This window comes from Cupriavidus sp. P-10, from assembly GCF_003402535.2.
In the GTDB taxonomy this organism is placed as follows: Bacteria; Pseudomonadota; Gammaproteobacteria; order Burkholderiales; family Burkholderiaceae; genus Cupriavidus.
This window is the reverse complement of sequence record NZ_AP025171.1, coordinates 397,979-421,831: the sequence shown is the minus strand read 5'-3', so window position 1 is coordinate 421,831 and position 23,853 is coordinate 397,979. Positions and strand designations below refer to the sequence as shown.

General features: G+C 66.0%; 22 protein-coding genes and 1 pseudogene. 11 read left to right on the top strand and 12 right to left on the bottom strand.

The features are described from left to right. Window positions 1-40: 40 nt before the first annotated feature. Window positions 41-2,632: a bifunctional aconitate hydratase 2/2-methylisocitrate dehydratase gene (gene acnB, locus CTP10_RS19065; protein ID WP_116318737.1), complete on the bottom strand. Its 2,592-nt coding sequence runs from the start codon at window positions 2,630-2,632 to the stop codon at window positions 41-43. A 457-nt stretch (window positions 2,633-3,089) separates the two neighbouring features. Here acnB and fliL point away from each other — a divergent pair, with 457 nt between their 5' ends. The 8 genes from fliL to nadC all read left to right on the top strand — a co-directional run bounded on the left by fliL (window position 3,090) and on the right by nadC (window position 8,701). Beyond that, window positions 3,090-3,584: a flagellar basal body-associated protein FliL gene (fliL, locus tag CTP10_RS19060; protein ID WP_116318738.1), complete on the top strand. Its 495-nt coding sequence runs from the start codon at window positions 3,090-3,092 to the stop codon at window positions 3,582-3,584. A gap of 174 nt (window positions 3,585-3,758) precedes the next feature. After that, window positions 3,759-4,778, top strand: coding sequence for a flagellar motor switch protein FliM (fliM, locus tag CTP10_RS19055; protein ID WP_116318739.1), 1,020 nt, complete (start codon window positions 3,759-3,761; stop codon window positions 4,776-4,778). Further along, complete coding sequence (gene fliN, locus CTP10_RS19050) at window positions 4,771-5,205, top strand: flagellar motor switch protein FliN (RefSeq protein ID WP_063239558.1); 435 nt, start codon at window positions 4,771-4,773, stop codon at window positions 5,203-5,205. The genes fliM and fliN overlap by 8 nt, the downstream gene beginning before the upstream one ends. After that, window positions 5,202-5,708 carry a flagellar biosynthetic protein FliO gene (gene fliO, locus CTP10_RS19045; protein ID WP_116318740.1) on the top strand — a complete coding sequence of 169 codons (507 nt, stop codon included), beginning with the start codon at window positions 5,202-5,204 and terminating at the stop codon, window positions 5,706-5,708. Before fliN ends, fliO begins: the two co-directional genes overlap by 4 nt. Next, window positions 5,705-6,523 (top strand): flagellar type III secretion system pore protein FliP, encoded by an 819-nt coding sequence (gene fliP, locus CTP10_RS19040; RefSeq protein WP_116318741.1) that lies wholly within the window; start codon window positions 5,705-5,707, stop codon window positions 6,521-6,523. Before fliO ends, fliP begins: the two co-directional genes overlap by 4 nt. Before the next feature lie 44 nt (window positions 6,524-6,567). After that, window positions 6,568-6,837, top strand: coding sequence for a flagellar biosynthesis protein FliQ (gene fliQ / locus CTP10_RS19035; protein ID WP_029047088.1), 270 nt, complete (start codon window positions 6,568-6,570; stop codon window positions 6,835-6,837). Between the two features lie 34 nt (window positions 6,838-6,871). Then, window positions 6,872-7,657 carry a flagellar biosynthetic protein FliR gene (gene fliR / locus CTP10_RS19030; protein ID WP_116318742.1) on the top strand — a complete coding sequence of 262 codons (786 nt, stop codon included), beginning with the start codon at window positions 6,872-6,874 and terminating at the stop codon, window positions 7,655-7,657. Between the two features lie 210 nt (window positions 7,658-7,867). After that, window positions 7,868-8,701 carry a carboxylating nicotinate-nucleotide diphosphorylase gene (gene nadC, locus CTP10_RS19025; RefSeq protein ID WP_029047086.1) on the top strand — a complete coding sequence of 278 codons (834 nt, stop codon included), beginning with the start codon at window positions 7,868-7,870 and terminating at the stop codon, window positions 8,699-8,701. Between the two features lie 122 nt (window positions 8,702-8,823). On the opposite strand, the gene CTP10_RS19020 is transcribed toward nadC, so the two are convergent. Continuing rightward, window positions 8,824-9,369 (bottom strand): MarR family winged helix-turn-helix transcriptional regulator, encoded by a 546-nt coding sequence (locus tag CTP10_RS19020; protein ID WP_116318743.1) that lies wholly within the window; start codon window positions 9,367-9,369, stop codon window positions 8,824-8,826. 352 nt (window positions 9,370-9,721) lie between these two features. Between CTP10_RS19020 and phnN the strand changes: the two genes are divergently transcribed. Together phnN and CTP10_RS19010 are read left to right on the top strand one after the other, a co-directional pair. Further along, a complete protein-coding gene (gene phnN, locus CTP10_RS19015) occupies window positions 9,722-11,527 on the top strand; it encodes a phosphonate metabolism protein/1,5-bisphosphokinase (PRPP-forming) PhnN (RefSeq protein ID WP_116318744.1) in 1,806 nt (601 codons plus the stop codon). Window positions 11,528-11,570: 43 nt separating this feature from the next. Beyond that, a complete protein-coding gene (locus CTP10_RS19010; protein WP_116318745.1) occupies window positions 11,571-12,563 on the top strand; it encodes a tripartite tricarboxylate transporter substrate binding protein in 993 nt (330 codons plus the stop codon). 199 nt (window positions 12,564-12,762) lie between these two features. On the opposite strand, the gene CTP10_RS19005 is transcribed toward CTP10_RS19010, so the two are convergent. Next, the gene (locus CTP10_RS19005) at window positions 12,763-13,992 is read right to left on the bottom strand and encodes an RtcB family protein (RefSeq protein ID WP_116318746.1); all 1,230 of its coding nucleotides are present in this window, start codon (window positions 13,990-13,992) and stop codon (window positions 12,763-12,765) included. Between the two features lie 82 nt (window positions 13,993-14,074). Continuing rightward, entirely contained in the window at window positions 14,075-15,049 is a 975-nt protein-coding gene (locus CTP10_RS19000; RefSeq protein ID WP_116318747.1) for a threo-3-hydroxy-L-aspartate ammonia-lyase, read from the bottom strand. Between the two features lie 262 nt (window positions 15,050-15,311). Here CTP10_RS19000 and CTP10_RS18995 point away from each other — a divergent pair, with 262 nt between their 5' ends. Continuing rightward, window positions 15,312-16,703 (top strand): IS4 family transposase, encoded by a 1,392-nt coding sequence (locus tag CTP10_RS18995; RefSeq protein WP_233528076.1) that lies wholly within the window; start codon window positions 15,312-15,314, stop codon window positions 16,701-16,703. A 71-nt stretch (window positions 16,704-16,774) separates the two neighbouring features. Here the strand turns inward: CTP10_RS18995 and CTP10_RS18990 are convergent. The 8 genes and pseudogenes from CTP10_RS18990 to CTP10_RS18955 all read right to left on the bottom strand — a co-directional run. Then, window positions 16,775-17,272: pseudogene (locus tag CTP10_RS18990) on the bottom strand (methyl-accepting chemotaxis protein); the annotation flags it as partial. A gap of 137 nt (window positions 17,273-17,409) precedes the next feature. Continuing rightward, window positions 17,410-18,453 carry a 4-hydroxy-2-oxovalerate aldolase gene (dmpG, locus tag CTP10_RS18985; protein WP_116318944.1) on the bottom strand — a complete coding sequence of 348 codons (1,044 nt, stop codon included), beginning with the start codon at window positions 18,451-18,453 and terminating at the stop codon, window positions 17,410-17,412. Between the two features lie 48 nt (window positions 18,454-18,501). Then, window positions 18,502-19,446: an acetaldehyde dehydrogenase (acetylating) gene (locus tag CTP10_RS18980; RefSeq protein ID WP_116318749.1), complete on the bottom strand. Its 945-nt coding sequence runs from the start codon at window positions 19,444-19,446 to the stop codon at window positions 18,502-18,504. A 52-nt stretch (window positions 19,447-19,498) separates the two neighbouring features. Beyond that, entirely contained in the window at window positions 19,499-19,690 is a 192-nt protein-coding gene (locus CTP10_RS18975) for a 2-hydroxymuconate tautomerase (protein WP_116318750.1), read from the bottom strand. A gap of 35 nt (window positions 19,691-19,725) precedes the next feature. Beyond that, window positions 19,726-20,514: a 2-oxo-3-hexenedioate decarboxylase gene (dmpH, locus tag CTP10_RS18970; protein ID WP_116318751.1), complete on the bottom strand. Its 789-nt coding sequence runs from the start codon at window positions 20,512-20,514 to the stop codon at window positions 19,726-19,728. A 30-nt stretch (window positions 20,515-20,544) separates the two neighbouring features. Further along, window positions 20,545-21,327, bottom strand: coding sequence for a 2-oxopent-4-enoate hydratase (dmpE, locus tag CTP10_RS18965; protein WP_116318752.1), 783 nt, complete (start codon window positions 21,325-21,327; stop codon window positions 20,545-20,547). Window positions 21,328-21,335: 8 nt separating this feature from the next. Beyond that, window positions 21,336-22,790 (bottom strand): 2-hydroxymuconic semialdehyde dehydrogenase, encoded by a 1,455-nt coding sequence (locus CTP10_RS18960; protein ID WP_116318753.1) that lies wholly within the window; start codon window positions 22,788-22,790, stop codon window positions 21,336-21,338. Between the two features lie 124 nt (window positions 22,791-22,914). After that, window positions 22,915-23,850, bottom strand: a complete 936-nt coding sequence (locus tag CTP10_RS18955) for a catechol 2,3-dioxygenase (RefSeq protein ID WP_116318754.1) — start codon at window positions 23,848-23,850, stop codon at window positions 22,915-22,917. Between the last annotated feature and the right edge of the window lie 3 nt (window positions 23,851-23,853).

Here is a 23,853-nt window from a genome sequence, read left to right as displayed (position 1 = left end):
GGCGCCGTTGTGCGGCGCCCTTGCCAGCTCAGTGCGAAGCTCAGACCGTCACGCCGTCCGCCACTTGCTTGAAGTCCTCGATCTGGTCGAAGTTCATGTACTTGTAAATCTTGTCGCCGTTGGCGTTGAGCACGCCCATGTCGGCCATGTACTCGTCCTTGGTCGGGATACGGCCCAGACGCGAGCAGATCGCCGCCAGTTCGGCGGAACCCAGGTACACGTTGGTGTTCTTGCCCAGGCGGTTCGGGAAGTTGCGGGTCGAGGTCGACATCACGGTCGCGCCTTCGCGCACCTGTGCCTGGTTGCCCATGCACAGCGAGCAGCCCGGCATTTCGGTGCGGGCACCGGCGGTGCCGAACACGCCGTAGTGGCCTTCCTCGGTCAGCTGCTTCTGGTCCATCTTGGTCGGCGGGGCCACCCACAGCTTGACCGGGATGTCGCGCTTGCCTTCCAGCAGCTTGGAGGCTGCGCGGAAGTGGCCGATGTTGGTCATGCACGAACCGATGAAGACTTCGTCGATCTTGGCGCCGGCCACATCCGTCAGGGTCTTCACGTCGTCCGGGTCGTTCGGGCAGGCCACGATCGGCTCATGCACGTCGGCCAGGTCGATCTCGATCACGGCGGCGTACTCGGCGTCGGCGTCCGGCTCCAGCAGCTTCGGATCGGCCAGCCAGCCCTGCATCGCCTGGATGCGGCGCTGCAGGCTGCGCGGGTCTTGATACCCCTGGGCGATCATCCACTTCAGCAGCGTGATGTTGCTGTTGATGTATTCGATGATCGGGTCCTTGTTCAGGCGCACCGTGCAACCGGCAGCCGAACGTTCTGCCGAAGCGTCCGACAGTTCAAACGCTTGCTCGACCTTCAGGTCGGGCAGGCCTTCGATTTCCAGGATACGGCCCGAGAAGATGTTCTTCTTGCCTTGCTTGGCCACGGTCAGCAGGCCTTGCTTGATGGCATACAGCGGAATGGCGTTGACCAGGTCGCGCAGGGTCACGCCCGGCTGCATCTGGCCCTTGAAGCGGACCAGCACCGATTCCGGCATGTCCAGCGGCATCACGCCGGTGGCAGCGGCAAAGGCCACCAGGCCCGAGCCTGCGGGGAAGCTGATGCCGATCGGGAAGCGGGTGTGCGAGTCGCCGCCGGTGCCGACGGTGTCGGGCAGCAGCATGCGGTTCAGCCACGAGTGGATCACGCCGTCGCCCGGGCGCAGCGAGATGCCGCCGCGGGTGCTGATGAACTCAGGCAGGGTGTGGTGGGTCTTGACGTCGACCGGCTTCGGGTAGGCGGCGGTGTGGCAGAACGACTGCATCACCAGGTCGGCCGAGAAGCCCAGGCAGGCCAGGTCCTTCAGCTCGTCGCGGGTCATCGGGCCGGTGGTGTCCTGCGAGCCCACCGAGGTCATCTTCGGTTCGCAGTAGGTGTTCGGGCGGATGCCCTTGCCTTCCGGCAGGCCGCAGGCGCGGCCAACCATCTTCTGGGCCAGCGTGAAGCCCTTGCCGGTGTCGGCCGGGTTCTGCGGCAGGCGGAACAGCGTCGACGGGGCCAGGCCCAGCGCTTCACGCGCCTTGGCGGTCAGGCCACGGCCGACGATCAGCGGAATGCGGCCGCCGGCGCGGACTTCGTCAAACAGCACATCGGACTTGACCTTGAACTCGGCGATCACGGCGCCGTTCTTCAGGGCCTTGCCTTCGTACGGGCGCAGTTCGACCACGTCGCCCATTTCCATCTGGGACACGTCCAGCTCGATCGGCAGCGCGCCGGCGTCTTCCATGGTGTTGTAGAAGATCGGGGCAATCTTGTTGCCCAGGCACACGCCGCCGAAGCGCTTGTTCGGGATGAACGGGATGTCTTCGCCGGTGAACCACAGCACCGAGTTGGTGGCCGACTTGCGGCTGGAGCCGGTACCGACCACGTCGCCCACGTAGGCAACCAGGTGGCCCTTGTCCTTCAGCGATTCAATGAACTTGATCGGGCCGCGCTTGCCGTCTTCTTCCGGCTGGAACGCCGCGCCTTCGCGCTTGTTCTTCAGCATGGCCAGCGCGTGCATCGGGATGTCCGGGCGGGTGGTGGCGTCCGGGGCCGGCGACAGGTCGTCGGTGTTGGTTTCGCCCGGCACCTTGAACACGGTGATGGTCAGGCTTTGCGGCACTTCCGGGCGGCTGGTGAACCACTCGGCGTCGGCCCAGCTTTGCAGCACGGCCTTGGCATTGGCGTTGCCCTTGTCCGCCTTTTCCTTCACGTCGTGGAAGGCGTCGAACATCAGCAGGGTCTTCTTCAGCGCGTCGGCGGCGACGGCGCCGACTTCGGCGTCGTCCAGCAGCTCGATCAGCGGCGAGATGTTGTAGCCGCCCAGCATGGTGCCGAGCAGTTCGGTGGCCTTGGCGCGGGAAATCAGCGCGCACTTTTCCTTGCCCAGGGCGACGGCGGCCAGGTACGAGGCCTTGACCTTGGCGGCGTCGTCCACGCCGGCGGGAACGCGGTTGGTGATCAGCTCAACCAGGTTCTGCTCTTCGCCTGCGGGCGGATTCTTCAGCAGTTCAATCAGCTCGGCCGTCTGCTTGGCGGTCAGGGGCAGAGGAGGGATACCAAGCGCGGCGCGCTCGGCCACATGTGCGCGATAGTTTTCAAGCATGGGAACCTGCTGAGTAATTAGGTTTTGAAAAACTTCCTTTGACGTCGCGATTGTAGTACGTCGGGGGGCATCGGTCAAATGTCTTATATCTTATATAAGAGTTGGTTTTGGAAAAACGTTAAGAATCAATGCTGTCCTGAATAGAAGACTTGATGGGCTTGCATAGGGACTACCTGAGTAGAGCAGTAGGGAATGATTGCTTCTTGCCTATGTGCCTTCGGCTTGGCAGCCGCCAGGCAAAAAATCACAGATCCCCCAATAACCCCAATACCTCAAGTTCCCGCCCCACCACTCGTTAACCCCCCTGCAGGCGCGCACCACAAAGCGCCCGCTAGCGTAGCCATGCCTGCCCCCTTTCCGCTCAAACGGCCAAGCTGAAAGGGTTTCCCCCTTTTTTTCGGCCCTTTGCTGGCCTGCGATTCCGGAAGAATGGCAGGCATTCCAACACAGGCTTCTCATGGCGAACACGGCTTCCCCTTCCCGGACTGGCAGCAACACAGGCAAGCGCGGTCGGCTGCTGCTGATCGGCGGCGGCGTGCTTGTCCTGGCACTGGGTGCCGGAGGCTTCGTGCTGGGCAGCGTGCTGAGCAACCGCCAGCCCGCGGCTGCCGCCGCGCCGGCAACCCCGGTCATTCCGCCGCCGATCTTCGTGCCGCTGGATGCGTTCACCGTCAACCTGAAGAGCGAGGACGGCGACCGCTTCCTGCATACCGGCCTGTCGCTGAAGGTGGCGGATGCCGAGACGCAGGCGCGCCTGGCGCAGTACCTGCCCGAGGCACGCAGCCGCATCCTGCTGCTGCTGTCGGCACGCCAGCCCGCGGATCTGGCCACGGTCGAAGGCAAGCGCAAGCTGGCCGACGACATCCGCACCACCATCGCCCAGCCCTTCGCCACCGGACTGCCCGGCCAGCGCGTGCTGGATGTGTTGTTCACCTCTTTCGTGGTGCAGTAAGCGCCCGCTTGCGCCCTGCCCCCCAACCGATATGAAACTGTCCGCCGCCACCCAGCCAGACCCCGCCACCGCATGCCGCCGGGCACGGTGATGCGCGCCTGGGCACGCCGCAACGGTTTCATCCATAACGCCGCATAAAAGCCGCATAAAGCCGCACAAGGGGCAGGACACCAGATGGCCTACGACAAGTTCCTCTCGCAAGACGAGGTCGACGAGCTGCTCAAGGGCGTATCCGGCGAGGCCGATACGCCCAAGGCCAGCGAGCCGGCGCTGGATGACAGCGGGGTTCGCCCGTACAACCTGGCGACGCAGGAACGCATCATCCGCGGCCGCCTGCACACGCTGGAAATCATCAACGAGCGCTTCGCGCGGTCGCTGCGCTCGGCTCTGTTCAATTTCATCCGCCGCGGCGCGGATATTTCGGTCGGCAGCATCAGGATCGAGAAGTTCGGCGATTTCGCCCGCAACCTGCCGATGCCGACCAACCTGAACCTGGTCCACCTGAAGCCGCTGCGCGGCACGGCGCTGTTCGTCTACGACCCGAACCTGGTGTTCCTGGTGGTGGACAACCTGTTCGGCGGCGACGGCCGCTTCCACACCCGCGTGGAAGGACGCGACTTCACCCAGACCGAGCAGCGCATCATCCAGCGCATGCTGGAACTGACGCTGGCCAGCTATGGCAGCGCCTGGCGCACCGTGCATCCGATCGAGACCGAGTACATCCGCTCGGAGATGCACACCAAGTTTGCCAATGTCGCCACGCAGAACGAAGCCGTGGTGACCACCGCCTTCCATATCGAACTGGGCGCCGTCGGCGGACAGCTCCACGTGTGCCTGCCGTACGCGATGATCGAGCCGCTCAAGGACCTGCTGATGAATCCGTTGCAGGACGAGAAGGAAGTCGACAAGGGCTGGGTCAACCAGCTGTCAAAGCAGCTGCGTGCGGCCGAAGTGGAACTGGTCGCCGAGTTCGCGCACCTGCAGAGCACGGTGGCCGAAGTGCTGGCGCTGCGCGCCGGCGACGTGCTGCCGATCGAGCTGCCGGAGAAGATATTCGGCAAGGTGGACGGCGTGCCCGTGATGCAGTGCGGCTTCGGCACCATGAATGGCCAGTACGCGCTGCGGGTAGAACGAATGATCAATCACCAGGACGGCCAATCCCACCTGGACACCGAGGACACCGATTATGAGTGACGGCTTCGAGGACAAGCCGGTCGATCCGATGGACGACTGGGCCAGCGCGCTGGCGGAGCAGACCAGCGCCACAGCTGCCGAGATCCCGGCCGCGGCGCCCGCGGCCACGCCGGCCGCCGCCACCGTCTTCCAGCCGCTGGCCAAGGAAGCGACCAGCGGCTTCCACAACGATATCGAGATGATCCTCGATATCCCGGTGCAGCTGACGGTCGAGCTGGGCCGCACCAAGGTGCCCATCAAGAACCTGCTGCAGCTGGCGCAGGGCTCGGTGGTCGAACTGGACGGGCTGGCCGGCGAGCCGATGGACGTGCTGGTCAACGGCTACCTGATCGCGCAGGGCGAGGTGGTGGTGGTGAACGACAAGTTCGGCATCCGCCTGACGGACATCATTACGCCGTCCGAACGCATCCGCAAGCTGAACAAATGACCGTCCGGAAGTACCCCACGCGCGGTGCTGGCCGCCTTTGGGCGGCTGGCGCCAGTCTCGCCGCGCTGACCCCGACACTGACCCCAGCGCTGGCACTGGCCGCCGACGACAAGCCGGCACCGGCCATCAGCGGCGCGGGCAGCCTGGCGCAGGCCGGGCTGGGGCTGTTTGCCGTGATCGCGCTGATCCTCGGCATGGCCTGGCTGGCGCGGCGTGCCGGGCTGGTGCGCCATGCCACCGGCGGGGTGATGAAGGTAGTCGGCAGCACCATGCTGGGCGCGCGCCAGCGGCTGGTGCTGGTGGAAGTCGGCGATACCTGGCTGGTGCTGGGCGTCAGCCCCGGCGAAATCCGCCCGCTGCACAGCATGCCGGCGCACACCACTGGCAGTACCTCCGCCGACCCGCTGACCCCGGCACACGCCACCGGCATGCCGCAACCGCCGACCGGCGGCACCTTCGCCGAGAAGCTGCTGCGTTCGCTGCAATCCCAGTTCAAGTCATGAATTCCCTGCGTGCCGCATGGCGGCGCCGTTTTCGGCCCCGCCTTGCCGTGGCCGCGCGCTGCCGCCCGTTGTCGATTGCCCTGGTCCTGACGCTTGCCGCCGCCGTGCTGGCATTGGCGCCCGCGCCCGCCTGGGCGCAGCAGCTGCCCGGCGTTATCAGCAAGCCCGCCCCGGGCGGCGGCCAGATCTGGTCGCTGCCGATCCAGACGCTGGTGCTGCTGACCTCGCTGTCATTCCTGCCGGCGGCGATGCTGATGATGACCGGATTCACCCGCATCATCATCGTGCTGGGCCTGCTGCGCAACGCTCTCGGCACGGCCACCTCGCCGCCAAACCAGGTGCTGGTGGGACTGTCGCTGTTCCTGACCTTCTTCGTAATGGGGCCGGTGTTCGACCGCGTCTACAACGACGCCTACAAGCCGCTGTCGGAAAACAAGATCAGCCTGGAAACGGCCGCCGCCAGGGCCGCCGAGCCGCTCAAGGCCTTCATGCTGCGCCAGACCCGCGAAAAGGACCTGGCCATGTTCGCGCAGATGGCCAAGGCGCCGGAAATGCAGGGCCCGGAAGAAGTGCCGCTGAGCATCCTGGTGCCCGCCTTCGTCACCAGCGAGCTGAAGACCGCGTTCCAGATCGGCTTCACCATCTTTATCCCGTTCCTGATCATCGACCTGGTGGTCGCCAGCGTGCTGATGGCGATGGGCATGATGATGGTGCCGCCGGCCACCATCTCGTTGCCGTTCAAGCTGATGCTGTTCGTGCTGGTGGACGGCTGGCAGCTGCTGCTGGGATCGCTGGCGCAGAGCTTCATGAACTGAGGCCCTGGCCTCGCCCTCCGCATTCCTTCCGCAGGACCCGAGCCATGACACCGGAAACCGTAATGACCATCGCCACCCAGGCGATGAAGATGACCCTGCTGCTGGCCGCGCCGCTGCTGCTGGTGGCGCTGGCGGCCGGCCTGGTGGTGAGCCTGTTCCAGGCCGCGACGCAGATCAACGAGATGACGCTGACCTTCATCCCCAAGCTGATCGCCCTGTTTGCCACCATGGTGCTGGCCGGCCCGTGGATGATCAATACCATGGTCGACTACATGCGCGAGGTGTTCCAGAGCATCCCCGCGCTGGCGCACTGACGCCTCCTTCCTTTCGCCCTGCTGACGGACTGCCGTGGTCGAATTCACCTCAGCCCAGCTCTACGGCTGGCTCGCGGCATTCCTGTGGCCCTTCTTCCGCATCCTGGCGCTGATCGGCACCGCGCCGCTGTTCGGTGAATCGACCATCCCGCGCCGCGCCAAGATCGCGCTGTCGGCGATGATCGCGATGGTGGTGTCGCCCACCATCGCGCAGCTGCCGGCGGTGCCGGTGTACTCCTTCGAGGGCCTGCTGATCATCCTCAACGAGGTCGGCATCGGCCTGGCCACCGGCTTTGTCATGCGCCTGGTCTTTGCCACGGTGCAGCAGGCGGGCGAAATCATCGGCCTGCAGATGGGCCTGTCGTTCGCCTCCTTCTTCGATCGCTCCGCCGGCGGGCAGACCATGGTGCTGTCGCGCTTTCTCAATATCATCGCGGTGCTGCTGTTCCTGGCGCTGGACGGCCACCTGATGATGCTGGGCGCTCTGGTCGACAGCTTCAACGGACTGCCTGTTGGTGGCACGCCGCTGTCGGCGGGCGGCGCGATGGCAGTGGCGCGCGCCGGCGGCATGGTGTTCGCATCGGGCCTGCTGCTGGCGCTGCCGATGATCGCGGCGCTGCTGACGCTGAACCTGGCCATGGGCATCCTGAACCGCGCCTCGCCCCAGTTGTCGATCTTCGCGGTGGGCTTCCCGGTCACGCTGTCGGGCGGCTTCCTGGTGCTGATGCTGGTGATGCCGCAGATGGGCACCTACATGCAACACATGATCGAGGCCGGGCTGGAGTCGATCGGAACGGTGCTGGCGCAGTTCGGGCGCTAGCGGTACGGCGGCACCGCGCCCTTATTGCGGATGCAACTCCACTCCTTTCGACAAGGTAACGCTGCGTCACGCTGATCTTCAACGCCTGCGCGCATTTATCTTAGATGTCGAATATTCCTTGACACGGGACGGCGAGGCGCTAGTATTACGCCATGTACTTCGATCTCTAAGATTATTGAGGTACCGCAACCACCGCTCAGGAGCCCTTACATGTACGACCTCTTTGCCACCGACAAGCTGATCGACCTCTGGCTGACCGAAGACATCGGCATCTGCGACTTGACCGTCCACACCATGATCGAGCCGGGCGAGACCGGCACCTTCTGCATGAACGCCCGCGAGCCGATGATCATTGCCGGCATCGACGTGGCGGCCCGCATCTTCGCCCGCTACGACCCCACGCTGACTGTCGATGTGCGCGTCGCGGACGGCGACAAGGTCGGCAAAGGCGCGGTGCTGCTCAACGTGAGCGGCAATGCACGCAGCGTGCTGACCGCCGAGCGCACCGCGCTGAACATCATGCAGCGGTTGTGCGGCATCGCCAACCACACGGCCACCTATGCCCAGGCCATTGCGCATACCAAGGCGCGCCTGATCGACAGCCGCAAGACCACGCCCGGACTGCGCGCGCTGGAAAAACATGCCGTGACCTGCGGCGGTGGCCTGAACCACCGGCTGAGCCTGGACAACGGCGTGATGATCAAGGACAACCACATCGCCGTGTGCGGCAGCATCGCCGCCGCGGTGGAACGCGTGCGCCGCAAGCTGCCGGTGCTGACCAAGCTGGAAGTGGAATGCGACCGGCTGGAGCAGGTGCACGAGGCACTGGCAGCCGGAGTCGACGTGATCATGCTGGACAACATGTCGGTGCCTGACATGAAGGAAGCCGTGCAGATCGTCAATGGCCGGACCAAGGTCGAGGCGTCGGGCGGCATCCGCCTGGAGACGATCCGGCCGGTGGCGGAAACGGGCGTGGACTACATCTCCACGAGCAAGATTACCCAGTCTGCCCCGGCGGTCGATATCGGGCTCGACGAAGCCTGAGGCCTGCCAGGCCAGCCTTTCCATATACGTCTATAGCGATCAAATAGCGATTCACGCCTTCTACCCGAGGCATTCACCCTCGCCGGTCTCGCCCGGCGAGGGCCTTTTCGTTTGCGGACCCGCTACAGGTCCGAGAGCAGCCGCCCCACCTCCTGCGTGGACGGAACCCGCCGGCCATGCTCGGCAGACGCAACTTCGTCGGCGACCAGCCGCTTGGCGATCGTGATCAGCACGCGGCGCGTGGTCAGCACATCTGCTTCGCTCAGCCCTTCCACGCTGAGTTCATTCACTTCGGTCGCCAGCGGCTCGAGCTTGCGGCGCAGCGCACGCCCGGTCTTGCTGAGGAACACATGCACCTTCTTCTTGTTGCCGGGAAGATGCGTGCGCTCGACATAGCCCAGCGCTTCCAGCGCCTTGACTGCCGCAAACGTGGTCGGCTCGGTCACGCCGGCCCGCTCGCTCAGCTCGCGCTGCGACAGGCCGTCATGGCGCCACAGGATGCGCAGGATGGTCCAGTGGCCGTACGACACCGAATGTTCCGCCAGCCGCAGCTGCAGCGCGCGGATATAGGCGCGCGCGGCGTCCTTTACCAGGTGGGCAAGCCGCTCTTCATCGGCTTCATCCGGTGGCGTGATGTTGACCGGAGCATCCGGCTTCTTTGTGGCCATAGTCGTGACGGTAAGTGAAACGTATGCATGCAGCACCAGGCGAACAGTGCCGGCGACAGCGCACATGATAGCGCCTCCGGCGTGCACGCGGCGACGCCGCACGCCCGCGCCATTTCCGCCAATGTAGCGTTCACTCCATCAGTGCACGATGCGCGCAACCGATGCATGAAGCACCGCGAGCGCGCACGCCGCTTACCCGTGTTTTCCCCTACGAGAACGCGAATCCCGCGTACACACTGGATTTGCGGCAATTGGCCCGTTGCTTGCATTACCTTAGACATCGAACTTATCTTGACACCCCCTTTGCCGGTGCTAGCATTGCCACATAACTTCGACATCTAAGGTATTTGTCATGGACACGACCGGCACATTCTTCTTTGTTGTAGGACCCAGCGGCGCGGGCAAGGATTCGCTGATGGACGGTGCGCGTGCAGCGCTCGATGACAACTATGTATTTGCGCGGCGCGTCATCACCCGCCCCGATGGCGCGGTCGGCGAAGCGCACGAGGGTGTCTCGGAGATCGAGTTCGCACGGCGCCAGCGCAGCGGCGAGTTCCTGGTCACCTGGGATGCGCACGACCTGCGCTACGGATTGCCCCAGTCCCTGATGGCTGAGCTGGAACGCGGGCGCAACGTCGTCGCCAACGGCTCGCGCGCCGTCATCGCGGAACTCGCCGGACGATTGCCGCGCTTCGTGGTGGTCCTGGTGACGGCGCCGCATGAGGTGCTGGCCCGGCGCATTGCCGCGCGCGGCCGTGAATCGGGCGACCAGGTTGCACGGCGCGTGGCGCGGACCGGCGCAGAGGTGCCGCCAGATGTCCCATGCATCACGGTGTCGAATGACAGCACGCTCGACGTGGGCATGGCACGCTTTGTGGAAGCGCTGCGGCATGGCACCCGGGCAGGCGGCAACGGGTCTGCGGCCAGCCGCACCAACCTGATGGCGAAGCTGCGCGGCGAGTCGCTCGACGAAGCTGCCTACATTGCCATCCTGCAGGACGCCATTGCCGGACGGTACACCGAGGCGGAACTGACCGAGTTCCTGGTTGCCGCCACGCGTACGCTGACAGACGACGAAGTCGTGGCACTGGCACGCGCGCGCACGGCATTTACGCCCCGCATCGACTGGGACGAGCCGGTCGTCGTCGACAAGCATTCCATCGGTGGCGTGCCCGGCAGCCGCATCACGCTGATCGTGGTGCCGATTGTCGCGGCGTACGGGCTGGCCATGCCCAAGACATCGTCGCGTGCCATCACCTCCGCCGCCGGCACGGCCGACGCCATGGAGACCGTCGCGCGCGTCGACCTGGCGCACGAGGACGTGCGCCGCTGCGTGGGCCAGGCGCGTGCCTGCATCGCGTGGAACGGCCGCCTGAACCATTCCGTGGTCGACGATGTGATGAACGCGATCACGCGGCCGCTGCGCCTGGATTCCCGCCGCTGGTCCGTAGCATCGATCCTGTCAAAAAAATACACCGCCGGCGCCACCCACGTCATCGTCGACCTGCCTTATGGCCCGCAAACCAAGCTGGCGACCCGCGCCGACGCCGAGACGCTGGGCGCCATGTTCGAGCACGTCGGCAAGGGACTCGGCCTGCACGTGCGCGCGCTGGTCACGGACGGCAGCCGCCCGATCGGCCGCGGCATCGGGCCCGCGCTGGAAGTGCGCGACGTCCGGCTGGTGCTCGGCAACGACCCGCAGGCGCCAGCGGACCTGCGGGAGAAAGCACTGCGCTTTGCCGGAGAAATCATCGCTTTCGATCCGCGCGTGGGTTCGCCCGACCAAGGCATGCGAATTGCAACCGCCCTGCTGAACGAAGGCAAGGCAAGAGAAGCGTTCGATCGCATTGCCGCCGCGCAGGGCGTTCGCCCGGACCCCGTGGCGCCGGGAGCGCATACGCACGTGGTGTGCGCCGCCATGCAGGGCCGCGTGGGGGCCATTGACGGACTGCAGATCTCCGGCGTCGCGCGCGCCGCGGGGGCCCCGCGCGACGCCGGTGCCGGCATCGACCTGCTGTGCACGATCGGTGCAAAGGTGGCGCAAGGGCAACCCCTTTACCGCATCCATGCGGGCTGCGATGCAGCACTTGAGGCGGCCGCGGCACTGACACGCGTCGGCGGCGAGTGCGGCGAGGCAGTGCGTATAGATCCCGATTGACCGGTTCCCCCCCTTCCTTCACCCTAACCGACGAGGCAAATCAATGAGACCCCTATCCGTCGTCAGCAGCCTGGCATCGCTGCTCTTTGTCGCAGGCAGCCTGGCAGCCATGCCAGGCCGCGCCGAGGCGAACATCGCAAGTACCTTCCCGCAGAAGCCCATCCGCATGGTGGTGACGTTCCCGGCCGGAGGAGGGACCGATTCGCTGGCGCGGCTGATCGGAACCGACATCAGCAAATCGCTGGGGCAGCCGGTGGTGGTCGACAACCGCCCCGGCGCCAGCGGCAATATCGGTGCCGAGTTCGTCGCCAAGAGCCCGGCCGACGGCTACACGCTGCTGATCGTCAACAGCAGCTTTGCCATCAACCCGAGTGTCTTCAAGAAGCTGCAGTTCAATCCAAAGTCCGATTTCAGCGCGGTCATCACCTTCGCTTCGGTGCCCTCGGTGATCGCCGTGCCCTCGCATTCGAAGATCCGCAACTTCAGCGACCTGCTGGCGGCGGGCAAGAGCGGCACGCCTCCCAGCTACGCGTCATGCGGCAATGGCACGCCGCAACACCTGGCTGGCGAACTGCTGAAGGTCTCGGCGAAGATGGACATGCTCCATGTGCCGTACAAGGGTTGCGCCCCCGCCATCGCGGACGTGCTGGGCAACCAGGCCGATGTCAGCGTCAATACGCTGACCAACACCATCCCCTACCTGAAGAGCAACAAGCTGCGCGCGCTGGCCGTGACGTCGAAGGCGCGCTCGCAGTTCCTGCCGGACGTGCCGACCGTGAGCGAGCTGGGCGTGGCCGGTTATGACGTCGACCAGTGGTTCGGCATCCTCGCGCCGGCAAACACGCCGCCCGAGATCGTGCAGAAGCTCAACGCGGAAATCGCCAGGGCCGTCGCCAAGCCCGAGATCAAGGCTTCGCTGACGCAGCTCGGCTTTGCCACGACCACCAGCACCCCCGCAGAATTCCAGAAGCTGGTGGCCTCCGACATCGATCGCTGGCAGAAATTCGCGACGAAGATCAATCTGCTCGTCGACTGACCGCCCGCGGCGCCGGCCGGGCTACAGCAGCCAGATCCCCTCACCTTCCCGCATTTCATCGTTGCCGCACGGGCGCAAGCCAGCCCCCGTGAGAGCGCGTTCGTCCCTATGTCCTCAATCTGCCGGGCAGGCGTTGGCCGCGTGCGGCTGTCAAGAAAACCGGCCGCGATAGCGGCCGGCCCACCAAAATCACCTGCACTTATCCCTTCACGCACACCACTTGCCGCAGCGTATGCACGACCTCGACCAGGTCCGACTGCGCCGCCATCACCGCGTCGATGTCCTTGTACGCCATCGGGATCTCGTCGATCACCGCCGCGTCCTTGCGGCATTCCACCCCTTCGGTCGCGTGCTTCTGGTCGGCCACGGTGAAGCGGCGCTTGGCTTCGGTGCGGCTCATGGTGCGGCCCGCGCCGTGGCTGCAGGAGCAGAACGATTCCGGATTGCCCTTGCCGCGCACGATGAAGGAGCGCGCGCCCATCGAACCCGGGATGATGCCCAGCTCGCCGGCGCGCGCGCTGACCGCGCCCTTGCGTGTCACCAGCACTTCCTTGCCGAAGTGATGTTCTTTCTGCACATAGTTATGGTGGCAGTTGACCGCTTCCAGCCGCGCCTGGAACGGCTTGCGCAGCACGCGCTGCGCCGCCGCGAGCACCGCCTCCATCATCAGCTCGCGGTTGCGGCGCGCGAACGCCTGCGCCCACGACACCGCGAAGACATAGTCCGCATAGTGCTGCGAGCCTTCGACGAGGTAGGCCAAATCGCGGTCGGGCAGGTTGGCCTGGTGGCGGCGCATGTCCTGCTGCGCCAGCGTGATGAAGGTGGTGCCGATGGCATTGCCCACGCCGCGCGAGCCGGAGTGCAGCATGAACCAGACCGCTTGCGACTCGTCCAGGCAGACCTCGATAAAGTGGTTGCCGGTGCCAAGCGTGCCCAGGTGGTTGCGGTGGTTGGTGCGCGCCAGTTGCGGGTATTTCTCGGTGATACGCCGGAAGTCGTCGGCCATGCCCGCCCAGGCGGCGTCGACGTGCGACGGCACCGAACCCCAGGCGCCTTCGTCGCGGCGCCGGCCCTGCGCGGTGCGGCCATGCGGCACCGCGTGCTCGATCGCGCTGCGCAGCGGGCCGAGGTTATCGGGCAGGTCGGAGGCGGTCAGCGAGGTCTTTACCGCCATCATGCCGCAGCCGATATCCACGCCCACCGCGGCCGGGATCACCGCGCCCACGGTCGGGATCACCGAGCCGATGGTCGATCCCTTGCCGAGGTGCACGTCCGGCATCACCGCCATGTGGCGGAAGATAAACGGCATCTGCGCGGTATTGACAAGCTGCTGGCGCGCGGCGTCTTCCACCGGGACGCCGCGGGTCCACATCTTTACCGGCTTGCCGGCGCCGGTCTCGAGAACGTCATAGTGCTGCCTGGCCGTCATGGTCTGTCCTGCGTTGCCATTGCGTTGCAGGTTAGACGGCCGGGTGCCGGGCGGATTCCGGAGAACGCAAGGCAGTCGCGGCTCAGCCTGCCTTCCCCTGCAAAAAGCCGGCAAAACTGCCCAGGTCGACATTGCCGCCGGAGACGATGATGCCCACGCGCTTGCCCTTCACATCGAGCTTGCCGTGCAGCACCGCGGCCGCTGCCAGGCATCCGGTCGGCTCGACCACGATCTTCATGCGCCCGGCGAAGAACTTCATGGTTTCGACCAGTTCTGCGTCCGAAACAGTCACGATATCGGTGACCCGTTCGCGAATCACGGCAAAGGTGTACTGGCCGAGAAACGGGGTCTGGGCGCCGTCGGCTATGGTGCGCGGCGTGTCGATGCGGACGATCTCGCCGCTGCGCAGGCTGCGCTGGCCGTCGTTGCCGGCTTCGGGCTCGACGCCGTAGACCGCGCAGCCGGGCGACATGGCGTGCGCCGCCACGGCACAGCCCGACAGCAGCCCGCCACCGCCCAGGCACACCGCCAGCATGTCGAGCGGGCCGGTTTCCTCCAGCAGTTCCTTGGCCGCGGTGCCCTGCCCGGCCATCACGTGCGGATGGTCGTACGGCGGGATCAGCGTCATGCCGCGCTCGGCGGCGATGCGCTGGCCCAGCGCCTCGCGGTCCTCGGTGTAGCGGTCGTACAGCACCACCTCGGCGCCATAGCCGCGCGTGGCCTCGATCTTGATCGCGGGCGCGTCCTGCGGCATCACGATCACCGCCTGCGCGCCCAGCAGCCGTGCGGACAGCGCAATCGCCTGCGCGTGGTTGCCGGAGGAAAACGCCAGCACCCCGCCGGCCTTCTGCTGCGGCGTGAACTGGGCGATGGCGTTATAGGCGCCGCGGAACTTGAAGGCACCGATGCGCTGGAAATTCTCGCACTTGAAGAACAGCTGCGCGCCGGTGGCCGCGTCCGCGGTCGTGGAAGTCAGCACCGGCGTGCGGTGGGCTGCGGCACGGATGCGGTCGTGGGCGGCGACGACGTCTTCGAAGGAGATCGGCAGGTTCGGCATGGCGATGGCGGAGAAAGGGAAGCGGGACAGGCAAGTCTACCCGCCCCGCGCGCCCAATGCACCCGCCGGTTTGCTCCCCGCTCCCGCCTGCGGAAGAGCGGCCGGGGGAGAAGGCATCGCCGTGGCATACCGCAACCGTGACTTCGTTGCCACGCCGGCCCTCTCCCCAACCCTCTCCCGGAGCTTGCCTTTACCCACATCTCGATTGGAAAGGTTGTAAACCGGATTGGACGGTGTTAACTTCGTGCGAAGTTGACAATCAGTGGTGGCAATTTTGCCGGATACGGAAGATCTGGAAGACTGGGCCAGCGACGAATTCAGTGGCGCACAATTGGGCGATGCGCGTCGCACGCAGCGCCTTGTGGCATTGGCGCGCGGACTGGCGCAAAAAGCCCATGTTTCGTTCCCGCAGGCCTTGAGTGGTGCCCAACTCAAGGCGGCATATCGCTTCTTTGATAATGAGGCGGTCGACCCGGACGGAATACTGGCGAGCCACGTCGCTCAAACCGTGGGTCGCATGCAGCAGGTACCTGTCGTACTGGCGGTGCAGGACACCACGGAATTCAATCTGGCAAATTTGCCCGCGACTGAGGGACTTGGACACGGCATGGGCGGCAATTTGCACGGATTCATGTTGCACAGCGTGCTGGCGGTGACGCCTGAGGGCCTGCCACTGGGCGTGCTGAGCATGAAGACGTGGGTGCGTGCGCCGCAAGCATCGGGCAAGGCCAGGCAGCGCCGGACGCTGTCCATTCGTGACAAGGAAAGCGTGAAATGGCTGGAGGGGCTGGAATGCCTTGAGCCGCTCAAGATGCAGTGTCCGGACACGCACCTTGTTGCCGTCAGCGATCGCGAGGGCGATGTGTATGACGTGTTCCTGGCGCCGCGCCCAGCGGGGGTGGACTGGTTGGTGCGGGCCGCCTGGAATCGAGGCGTGGACCACCCAGAGAAGTATCTGTGGGAGACGGTTGCTGCGGCTCCTGTACTTGGGGAGACCGTATTGCACGTGCCCAGGAGCGGCGCCAGGCAGGCGCGTAGCGCCCGACTGGCTTTGCGTTGTGTGCCCGTCCAACTGCGACCGCCGCGCAGCCGCGGTGCAGAGGATCTACCGAGTCTCGAAGTGTTTGCCATTCACGCGCTGGAGATCGAGCCGCCCCAAGGCGTTGAGCCGCTCGAATGGATGTTGCTCAGTTCGATGCCCACCCAAACGCTGGAAGATGTGCTCGAGCGGCTGAGCTGGTATGCCCGGCGCTGGACCATTGAATCCTGGCATCGTGTCCTGAAAAGTGGCTGCCAGATCGAAGCCCGGCAGTTCGGGACGCTGGAGCGGTTCCTGCGGGCCACGGCGCTGTTCGCCGTGATCGGCTGGCGCATTATGTACGCGACCATGCTGGGCCGGCTCGAAGCCGATATCCCATGCTCGGCGCTACTGCAATCGCTCGAATGGCGGGCCTTGTACTGCCGCACGCACGGCACAACCAAGCCACCGGAAGAGGCGCCAAAACTCAGCGACGCGGTCCTTGGGATCGCCAAGCTCGGTGGCTACCTGGGTCGCAAAAACGACGATCCCCCGGGAGCCACCGTCCTCTGGCGCGGCTTCCTCGCCCTGCACGAAATCACCGAAATGTATCGGATCTTCCAGAAAGACGAGTAAGCCGCCGCAAGTTGTGGGTAAAGGCAAGCCCGGAGGGAGGGAGCACGGTATCGCTACGCCGTCGCCAACGCCCCTCGCGCACGGTGCACCGCAGTTGCCGCACCCGACGCCACACGCCCTGCCCCCTCGCCCGGCAGCCGGAAGAACGCCACCACCTCGTTCAGCGCGCGCCCCTGCTCTTCCAGCGCGCGCGATGCCATGGCGGCCTCGTGGATGATGCCGGTGATCTCGGCAATCTTGGCCGAACTGGTGCTGATGTCCTGCATGGTGCCGACCACGCGCTGCACCGTGATGCTGCCGCGCTGCGCCACGTCGGCGGCGCTGCCCGCCAGCTCGCTGGCCTGGCGCGCGTTGTCGGTATTCTGGCGCACGGTCTCGGTCAGCTCTTCCATGCTGGCCGCGGTCTGTTCCAGCGACGCGGCCTGCTCCTCTGTGCGGCTGCTCAGGTCGGCATTGCCGGTGGCGATCTCGCTGGTCGACAGCGCGATATTGGCGCTGCTGGCGCGCACCTGCGTAACGGTGGCGGGCAGGCGCTCGTTCATGACGCGCAGCGCCGCCAGCAAGCGGCCTTCTGGCGTGCCTTGGTGAAATCCGTGTAGGCGGCGGGAAGTCGAACTGATCCCTACTAGAGTACGGACACAGCGCGATAAGGATGCCCCATGCCTGGCCTCGATGTGCGCCTGTTTCCACAACTGCACGCCATCACTCAGGCAGACGCCACCGCTGGCTGTCCCTGCCCCTCCCGCGCCAGCAAGTCCAGCGCCACGTCGACGATCATGTCCTCCTGCCCGCCGACCATGCGGCGCTTGCCCAGCTCGACCAGGATATCGACCGTACCCAGCCCGTAGCGCGCTGCCGCCGCCTCGGCATGGCGCAGGAAGCTGGAGTAAACCCCGGCGTAGCCCAGCGCCAGCGTCTCGCGGTCGACCCGCACCGGGCGGTCCTGCAGCGGCCGCACGATGTCGTCGGCGGCATCCATCAGCGTGTACAGGTCGCAGCCGTGGTGCCAGCCCAGCCGCTCGGCGGCGGCGATGAACACTTCCAGCGGCGCATTGCCAGCGCCGGCGCCCATGCCGGCCAGGCTGGCGTCGATGCGGTCGCACCCCTCTTCCACGGCGACGATAGAGTTGGCCACGCCCAGGCTCAGGTTGTGGTGCGCGTGCATGCCAGTGGCGGTCTCGGGCCGGAGCACGTCCTTGAACGCGCGGAAGCGCTCGCGCACGTCCTGCATGCTGAGTGCGCCGCCGGAATCGACGACATAGACACACTGCGCGCCGTAGCTTTCCATCAGCCTGGCCTGCTGCGCCAGCGCCGCCGGCGAAGTCATGTGGCTCATCATCAGGAAGCCGACGGTGTCCATGCCAAGTTCGCGCGCGGACTCGATATGCTGGCGCGAAACATCGGCCTCGGTGCAATGCGTGGCCACGCGCACCACGCGCGCGCCGGCGTCATAGGCGGCGCGCAGGTCGTGCACGGTGCCAACGCCGGGCAGCAGCAGCGTCGCCACGCGCGCGTGGCGCACGGTCTCGGCCACGGCGGCGATCCATTCCAGGTCGGTGTGGGCACCAAAGCCGTAGTTGAAGCTGGAGCCCGACAGGCCATCGCCATGCGCCACTTCAATCGAATCGACCCGGGCCGCGTCGAGCGCCGCGGCGATGCGGCGCACCTGGTCCAGGCTGTACTGGTGGCGGATGGCGTGGCTGCCGTCGCGCAGCGTTACGTCGGAAATGTAGAGCTTCTTGTTGGGCATGTCGGACGGTAAGGTCATGTTGGTCTCCCTGCGGTGATAGGGCCGCGCTCAGGCGGACAGCCGGGTCGCGGCCAGGCGCTCGGCGCAGGCCAGCGCGGCGCTGGTCATGATGTCGAGATTGCCCGCATAGGCCGGCAGGTAGTGGGCGGCGCCCTCAACCTCGAGGAAGATCGAGGTCTTGAGTCCGCTCATCGGTCCCAGCCCCGGGATATTCAGCGGCGCCGACGGGTCGATGCGCTCGAATTGCACGCGCTGCTTGAGCCGGTAGCCCGGCACGTAGGCCTGCACCGCCTGCGCCATGGCTTCGATGCTCGCCTCGATCGCCGCCGTGTCGGCATCCTCCGACAAGGTGAAGACGGTGTCGCGCATCATCAGCGGCGGCTCGGCGGGATTCAGCACGATGATGGCCTTGCCGCGCGCCGCGCCGCCGACCGAGCACAGCGCCTGGCTGGTGGTCTCGGTGAACTCGTCGATATTGGCGCGCGTGCCCGGCCCGGCCGACTTGCTGGAGATCGATGCGACGATCTCGGCGTAGTGCACCCTGGCCACGCGCGATACCGCGGCCACCATCGGGATGGTGGCCTGCCCGCCGCAGGTGACCATGTTGATATTGGCCGCCTCCAGATGCTGGTCGAGGTTGACCACCGGCACCACGTGCGGCCCGATCGACGCCGGCGTCAGGTCGATCACGCGCACGCCGTGCTGCTGCAGCACGCGGTTGTGGTGCGCATGCGCGCCGGCCGACGTTGCATCGAAGGCAACGCGGATGTCGCCGAAGCCGGCCATGGCGACCAGGCCATCGATCCCTTCCGCCGTGGTAGGCACGCCAAGCCGTGCCGCACGCGCGAGCCCGTCCGAGGCCGCGTCAATGCCGACCATTGCGCCCATCTCCAGGTGCTGCGATTGCCGCATCACCTTGATCATCAGGTCGGTGCCGATATTGCCCGAACCGATGATGGCCACCTTGTGCCGGGCGTTTGCTTTCATGTCCATGTCGCTGTCCTCTCCGTTGTCTGCGCTGTCTTCGTTGTACTGATCGCGGCGCTCAGCGCCCCAGCGCCTTGGCGGTGGTGCCGCCGATGCCGAACTGCGTCTTCGGCACCTCGGTGATCATCACGCGCACGGTTTCCACCGGCGCGCCCACCGCTTCCACCGCGGCATCGGTCAGCGCGCGGATCAGGCGCGCCTTCTGTTCATCGGTACGGCCTTCGATCAGGAAGACCTGCATGATCGGCATGGTGTGTCTCCTTTCTATGCGTTCGCGGTGCGGGTTCAGGTGAAGCGCATCGAGACCGTGCCGAGATGCTGGTAGCGCACGGTAATGCTGTCGCCGGCGGCGACCGCAATGGCCTCGGTCACGCCGCCGGTCATGATGAAAGTCCCCGCTGGCAGCTCGCGGCCGCGCGCGCCCAGCATGTTGGCCAGCATGGCAACGCTGTTGGCGGCATGCCCCAGCACCGCGGCGCCGGCGGCGGTGGCGACCACCTCGCCGTTCTTCTCCAGCACCACGCCTAGCGTCTTCAGGTCGAGACCATCGGCGCCACGGTGGCTGCCGCCGACGACGAAGCGCGCGGACGAGGTGTTGTCGGCAATCACGCTCTTGAGGTCGAAACGGAAGTTCTCGTAGCGTGAATCGATCACCTCCACCGCCGGCACCACGAAGTCGGTCGCGGCCAGCACGTCGCCGATATGGCAGCCGGGGCCCTTCAGCGGGGCCTTCAGCACGAAGGCGATCTCGGCTTCGACCTTGGGATGGATCAGCGACGACGTATCGATGGCGGCGCCGTCCATACACGCGCCGTAGTCGGTGAGGAAACCGTAGACCGGATCGCTCACGCCCATCTGGCGCATCTTGGCGAACGAGGTCAGTCCCATCTTGAGGCCGGCGATACGGGTGCCGCGTGCCGCCTTGCGCGCACGGATCGCGTCCTGGATGGCATAGGCGTCGTCCCAGTCCATCTCTGGATGCGCATCCGTGATCTTCGGCACGGCTTCCCGGTGCAGCTCGGCGTTTTCCAGGTGCTCGGCCAGCCGGGCGATGGTGTCTTGCGTGAGGTTCATGGCATTGTCCTGCAGAAGGAATGGAAAGGATCAGACGAAGCGCACGCCGGCCGAGCCGATGCCACCCAGGCTGATGCGCAACTGGTCGCCGGCAGCCACCGGTACCATCGCGGCCAGCGAGCCCGACAGGATCACCTCGCCGCGCTTCAGGCCGAGCCCCAGCCTGCCCAGCGTGTTGGCGAGCCATGCCACCGCATTGGCCGGGTGCCCGAGCGCAGCTGCGCCGGCGCCGGTAGCGACGATCTCGCCGTTCTTCTCCAGCGTCATGCCGACAGTGCCGAGATCTAGCTGGCGCGGATCGACTGCGGCATCGCCCAGCACGAATACGCCCGAGGAGGCGTTGTCGGCGACGGTGTCCTGGATGCGGATCTTCCAGTCGCGGATGCGCGAGTCGACGATCTCGAAGCACGGCAGCACATAAGCGGTTGCGCGCAGCACGTCGGCATTGGTCACGCCGGGGCCTGCGAGGTCGTCCTTGAGCACGAAGGCGATCTCGCCTTCGGCCTTGGGCGCGATCAGGGAATCGGCGGCAATGGCGGCGCCGTCGGCATACACCATGCCCGACAGCAGGTGGCCGAAGTCAGGCTGGCACACGTCCAGCATGTCCATCACCACGCGGCTGGTCACGCCGATCTTCTTGCCGACCACGCGCTCGCCGGCGTCGAGCCGGTGCTGCACCATGGCGAGCTGGATGCGGTAGGCATCATCCAGGGTCAGGTCGGGCCAGGATTCGGTCAGCGGTGCCAGAGGGCGCCGGCTGGCCAACGCCTGATGCAGGCTGGCACCGAGTTCGCGGATTTGTTCGCTTTGCATGGGGTGGCTCACAGTTTGACGCAGACGTTACGCAGCTCGGTGTAGAACTCGAGCGAATGGACGCCGCCTTCGCGTCCGATGCCGGATTGCTTCGCGCCGCCGAAAGCGGTGCGCAGGTCGCGCAGGAACCACGCGTTGATCCAGCAGATCCCGACCTCAAGCGCGCTGCCCATGCGATGGGCGGTGCCGAGGTCGCCGGTCCACACGGTAGCGGCAAGGCCGTAGGGCGTGGCGTTGGCCAGCGCGATGACTTCTTCCTCGGTGTCGAACGGGGCGATATGGCAGCACGGCCCGAAGATTTCCTCGCGGATGACCGCGGCGCCTTCCGGCAGGCCGGTCCAGATGGTCGGCTGCACCCACGCGCCTTCGGCCAGCTTGCCGGGCATCTGCGGCACGCTGCCGCCGGTGACTACGGTGGCGCCCTCCTCTGCGGCCTTGCGGTAGTAGGACAGCACCTTGTCGCGGTGCTCGTGCGAGACCAGCGGGCCCATGCTGACGCCGGGTTCAGTGGGCGCGCCAAGCTTCAGCCCTTCGGCCTTCTCCTTGAGTGCGGCAACGAAGCGCTCGAAGACCGGACGCTGCACGTAGACGCGTTCGGTGCCCAGGCAGACCTGGCCGCTGTTCTCGAACGCCGAGCGGGTGATGCCGGCCACGGCCTTGTCGAAATCGGCATCGGCAAAAACGATGCCGGCGTTCTTGCCGCCCAGTTCAAACGACACCGGACGCACGCCGTTGGCGGCCGCCTTCATGATGGCCTCGCCGGTGCGCGTTTCGCCGGTGAAGGTGATGCCGTTGACCTGCGGATGCGCCGTCAGGAACGCGCCGGCCGAATCCGGGCCGAAGCCGTGGACCACGTTGTAGACGCCCGGCGGCACGCCAGCCTCGTTCATCACCTCGCCCAGCAGCGTGGCAGTGGCGGGGGTCTCTTCCGACGGCTTGACCACCACGGTGTTGCCGCAGGCCAGCGCGGGGCTGACCTTCCACGTCATCAGCAGCAACGGCAGGTTCCATGGGCAGACCACGCCGATCACGCCGCGCGGGCTGCGCACGGCGTAGTTGACGGCCTTGCCGCCGTCCGGCGTGTCCATGGTGAAGCTTTCGGTCGGGACGTTGCGGATCAGGTCGGCGAAGACCTTGAAGTTGGCCGCGCCGCGGGGGATGTCGACATGGCTGGCGAGCGCATAGGGCTTGCCGGTATCGGCGATCTCCGCCTGCACGAATTCCTCGAAGCGCCGGTTGATGCCGTCGGCCACGGCGTGCAGCAGTTCGACACGCTGCGCTACGGTCATGCGGCCCCAGGGGCCATGCAGCGCGTTGCGCGCGGCCTGCACGGCAGCATCGACTTCTGCCTGGCCGGCTTCGTGGACGTGGCCGATCACGGTGTTGTCGGCGGGATTGCGGTTGGGGAACGTGCGGGTAGTGCCGACCCACTCGCCGTTGATGAAGTTCTTGAAGTCTTTCATGTTGGTTCTCTGGTGTTCAGTGCGGAAGACGTGTCAGCAGCGGTTGCGGTGGAGACGGCTGCCAAGGCCGGCAAACGCTCCCCTCTCCCGCAAGCGGGATAGGGGAGCAAACCAGTGGCGCCGTTCAGGTCAGCACATTCAAAAACGCCTCATTCAGCTTGCGGTCGTGATAGAAGATCGCCCTGCCCAGCTCGTTATCCGTCCACGTGATCGTCGGCTTGTCCGGGTAGTGGATATACCCGCCGGAAAACACCTCGTTCCGGTTCCCGGACGGATCAAAGAAGTAGATCGTGGCCCCGCGCGTAATCCCATGCCGCGTCGGCCCGATATCCAGCGACACGTCCTTCTTGGAAATGATGTCCGCCGCCTTCAGCACCTCGCTCCAGTTGTCGAGCAGGAACGACGCATGGTGGAAGCGGTTCTTCTCCGGATGCCGGATAAAGGCCACGTCATGCGCCTTGTTCGAGCACGTCAGGAAGGCACCGATCAGCACCTCGCCATCCGGGCCAGCCACTACCTGCTCCGCCAGCGAGAACCCGAGCACATCGCGGAACAGCTTCACGGTGCCGTCGACATCGTCGCCATACAGCAGGCAGTGGTCGAAGCGGCTCGGCGCCATGCCGCGCAGGTCGTCCGGCCAGGGATCGGGGTTGAGGTCACCGGTCTTGCAGCCCGGCTTGTCCTTGTCCGCGAACAGCTCCATCGCATGGCCGGTGGGAATCGTGAAGCGGAAGCGCACGCCGGTATGCGGATGCTCTCCCGCGGCGATCCACTGGCACCCGGTAGCCAGCCCGGATTGCTCGACCTCCTGCGCCAGCCGCTCCAGCGTGCGGCCGCTGTCGACGCGGAAGCCCATGTAGTCCATGCCCGGGCTGTCGGCCTCGCGCAGCACCACGCTGTGGTGGTCGTGCTCGTCCCACGCCTTCAGGAACACGCGGCCCTGCTCATCGCGGGCGGTTTCGATCAGGCCCAGGACCTCGGTGTAGTGCTTCACCGCCGGTTCCAGCTCCAGCACGCGCAGGGCCACGTGCCCCGGGCGCAATACGCCAGTCAATGCCATGTC

Coding starts and splice junctions, on each gene's coding strand:
- acnB (WP_116318737.1), bottom strand. CDS start 2,632: ATGCTTGAAAACTATCGCGCACATGTGGCCGAGCGCGCCGCGCTTGGT.
- fliL (WP_116318738.1), top strand. CDS start 3,090: ATGGCGAACACGGCTTCCCCTTCCCGGACTGGCAGCAACACAGGCAAG.
- fliM (WP_116318739.1), top strand. CDS start 3,759: ATGGCCTACGACAAGTTCCTCTCGCAAGACGAGGTCGACGAGCTGCTC.
- fliN (WP_063239558.1), top strand. CDS start 4,771: ATGAGTGACGGCTTCGAGGACAAGCCGGTCGATCCGATGGACGACTGG.
- fliO (WP_116318740.1), top strand. CDS start 5,202: ATGACCGTCCGGAAGTACCCCACGCGCGGTGCTGGCCGCCTTTGGGCG.
- fliP (WP_116318741.1), top strand. CDS start 5,705: ATGAATTCCCTGCGTGCCGCATGGCGGCGCCGTTTTCGGCCCCGCCTT.
- fliQ (WP_029047088.1), top strand. CDS start 6,568: ATGACACCGGAAACCGTAATGACCATCGCCACCCAGGCGATGAAGATG.
- nadC (WP_029047086.1), top strand. CDS start 7,868: ATGTACGACCTCTTTGCCACCGACAAGCTGATCGACCTCTGGCTGACC.
- CTP10_RS19020 (WP_116318743.1), bottom strand. CDS start 9,369: ATGGCCACAAAGAAGCCGGATGCTCCGGTCAACATCACGCCACCGGAT.
- phnN (WP_116318744.1), top strand. CDS start 9,722: ATGGACACGACCGGCACATTCTTCTTTGTTGTAGGACCCAGCGGCGCG.
- CTP10_RS19010 (WP_116318745.1), top strand. CDS start 11,571: ATGAGACCCCTATCCGTCGTCAGCAGCCTGGCATCGCTGCTCTTTGTC.
- CTP10_RS19005 (WP_116318746.1), bottom strand. CDS start 13,992: ATGACGGCCAGGCAGCACTATGACGTTCTCGAGACCGGCGCCGGCAAG.
- CTP10_RS19000 (WP_116318747.1), bottom strand. CDS start 15,049: ATGCCGAACCTGCCGATCTCCTTCGAAGACGTCGTCGCCGCCCACGAC.
- dmpG (WP_116318944.1), bottom strand. CDS start 18,453: ATGCCCAACAAGAAGCTCTACATTTCCGACGTAACGCTGCGCGACGGC.
- CTP10_RS18980 (WP_116318749.1), bottom strand. CDS start 19,446: ATGGACATGAAAGCAAACGCCCGGCACAAGGTGGCCATCATCGGTTCG.
- CTP10_RS18975 (WP_116318750.1), bottom strand. CDS start 19,690: ATGCCGATCATGCAGGTCTTCCTGATCGAAGGCCGTACCGATGAACAG.
- dmpH (WP_116318751.1), bottom strand. CDS start 20,514: ATGAACCTCACGCAAGACACCATCGCCCGGCTGGCCGAGCACCTGGAA.
- dmpE (WP_116318752.1), bottom strand. CDS start 21,327: ATGCAAAGCGAACAAATCCGCGAACTCGGTGCCAGCCTGCATCAGGCG.
- CTP10_RS18960 (WP_116318753.1), bottom strand. CDS start 22,790: ATGAAAGACTTCAAGAACTTCATCAACGGCGAGTGGGTCGGCACTACC.
- CTP10_RS18955 (WP_116318754.1), bottom strand. CDS start 23,850: ATGGCATTGACTGGCGTATTGCGCCCGGGGCACGTGGCCCTGCGCGTG.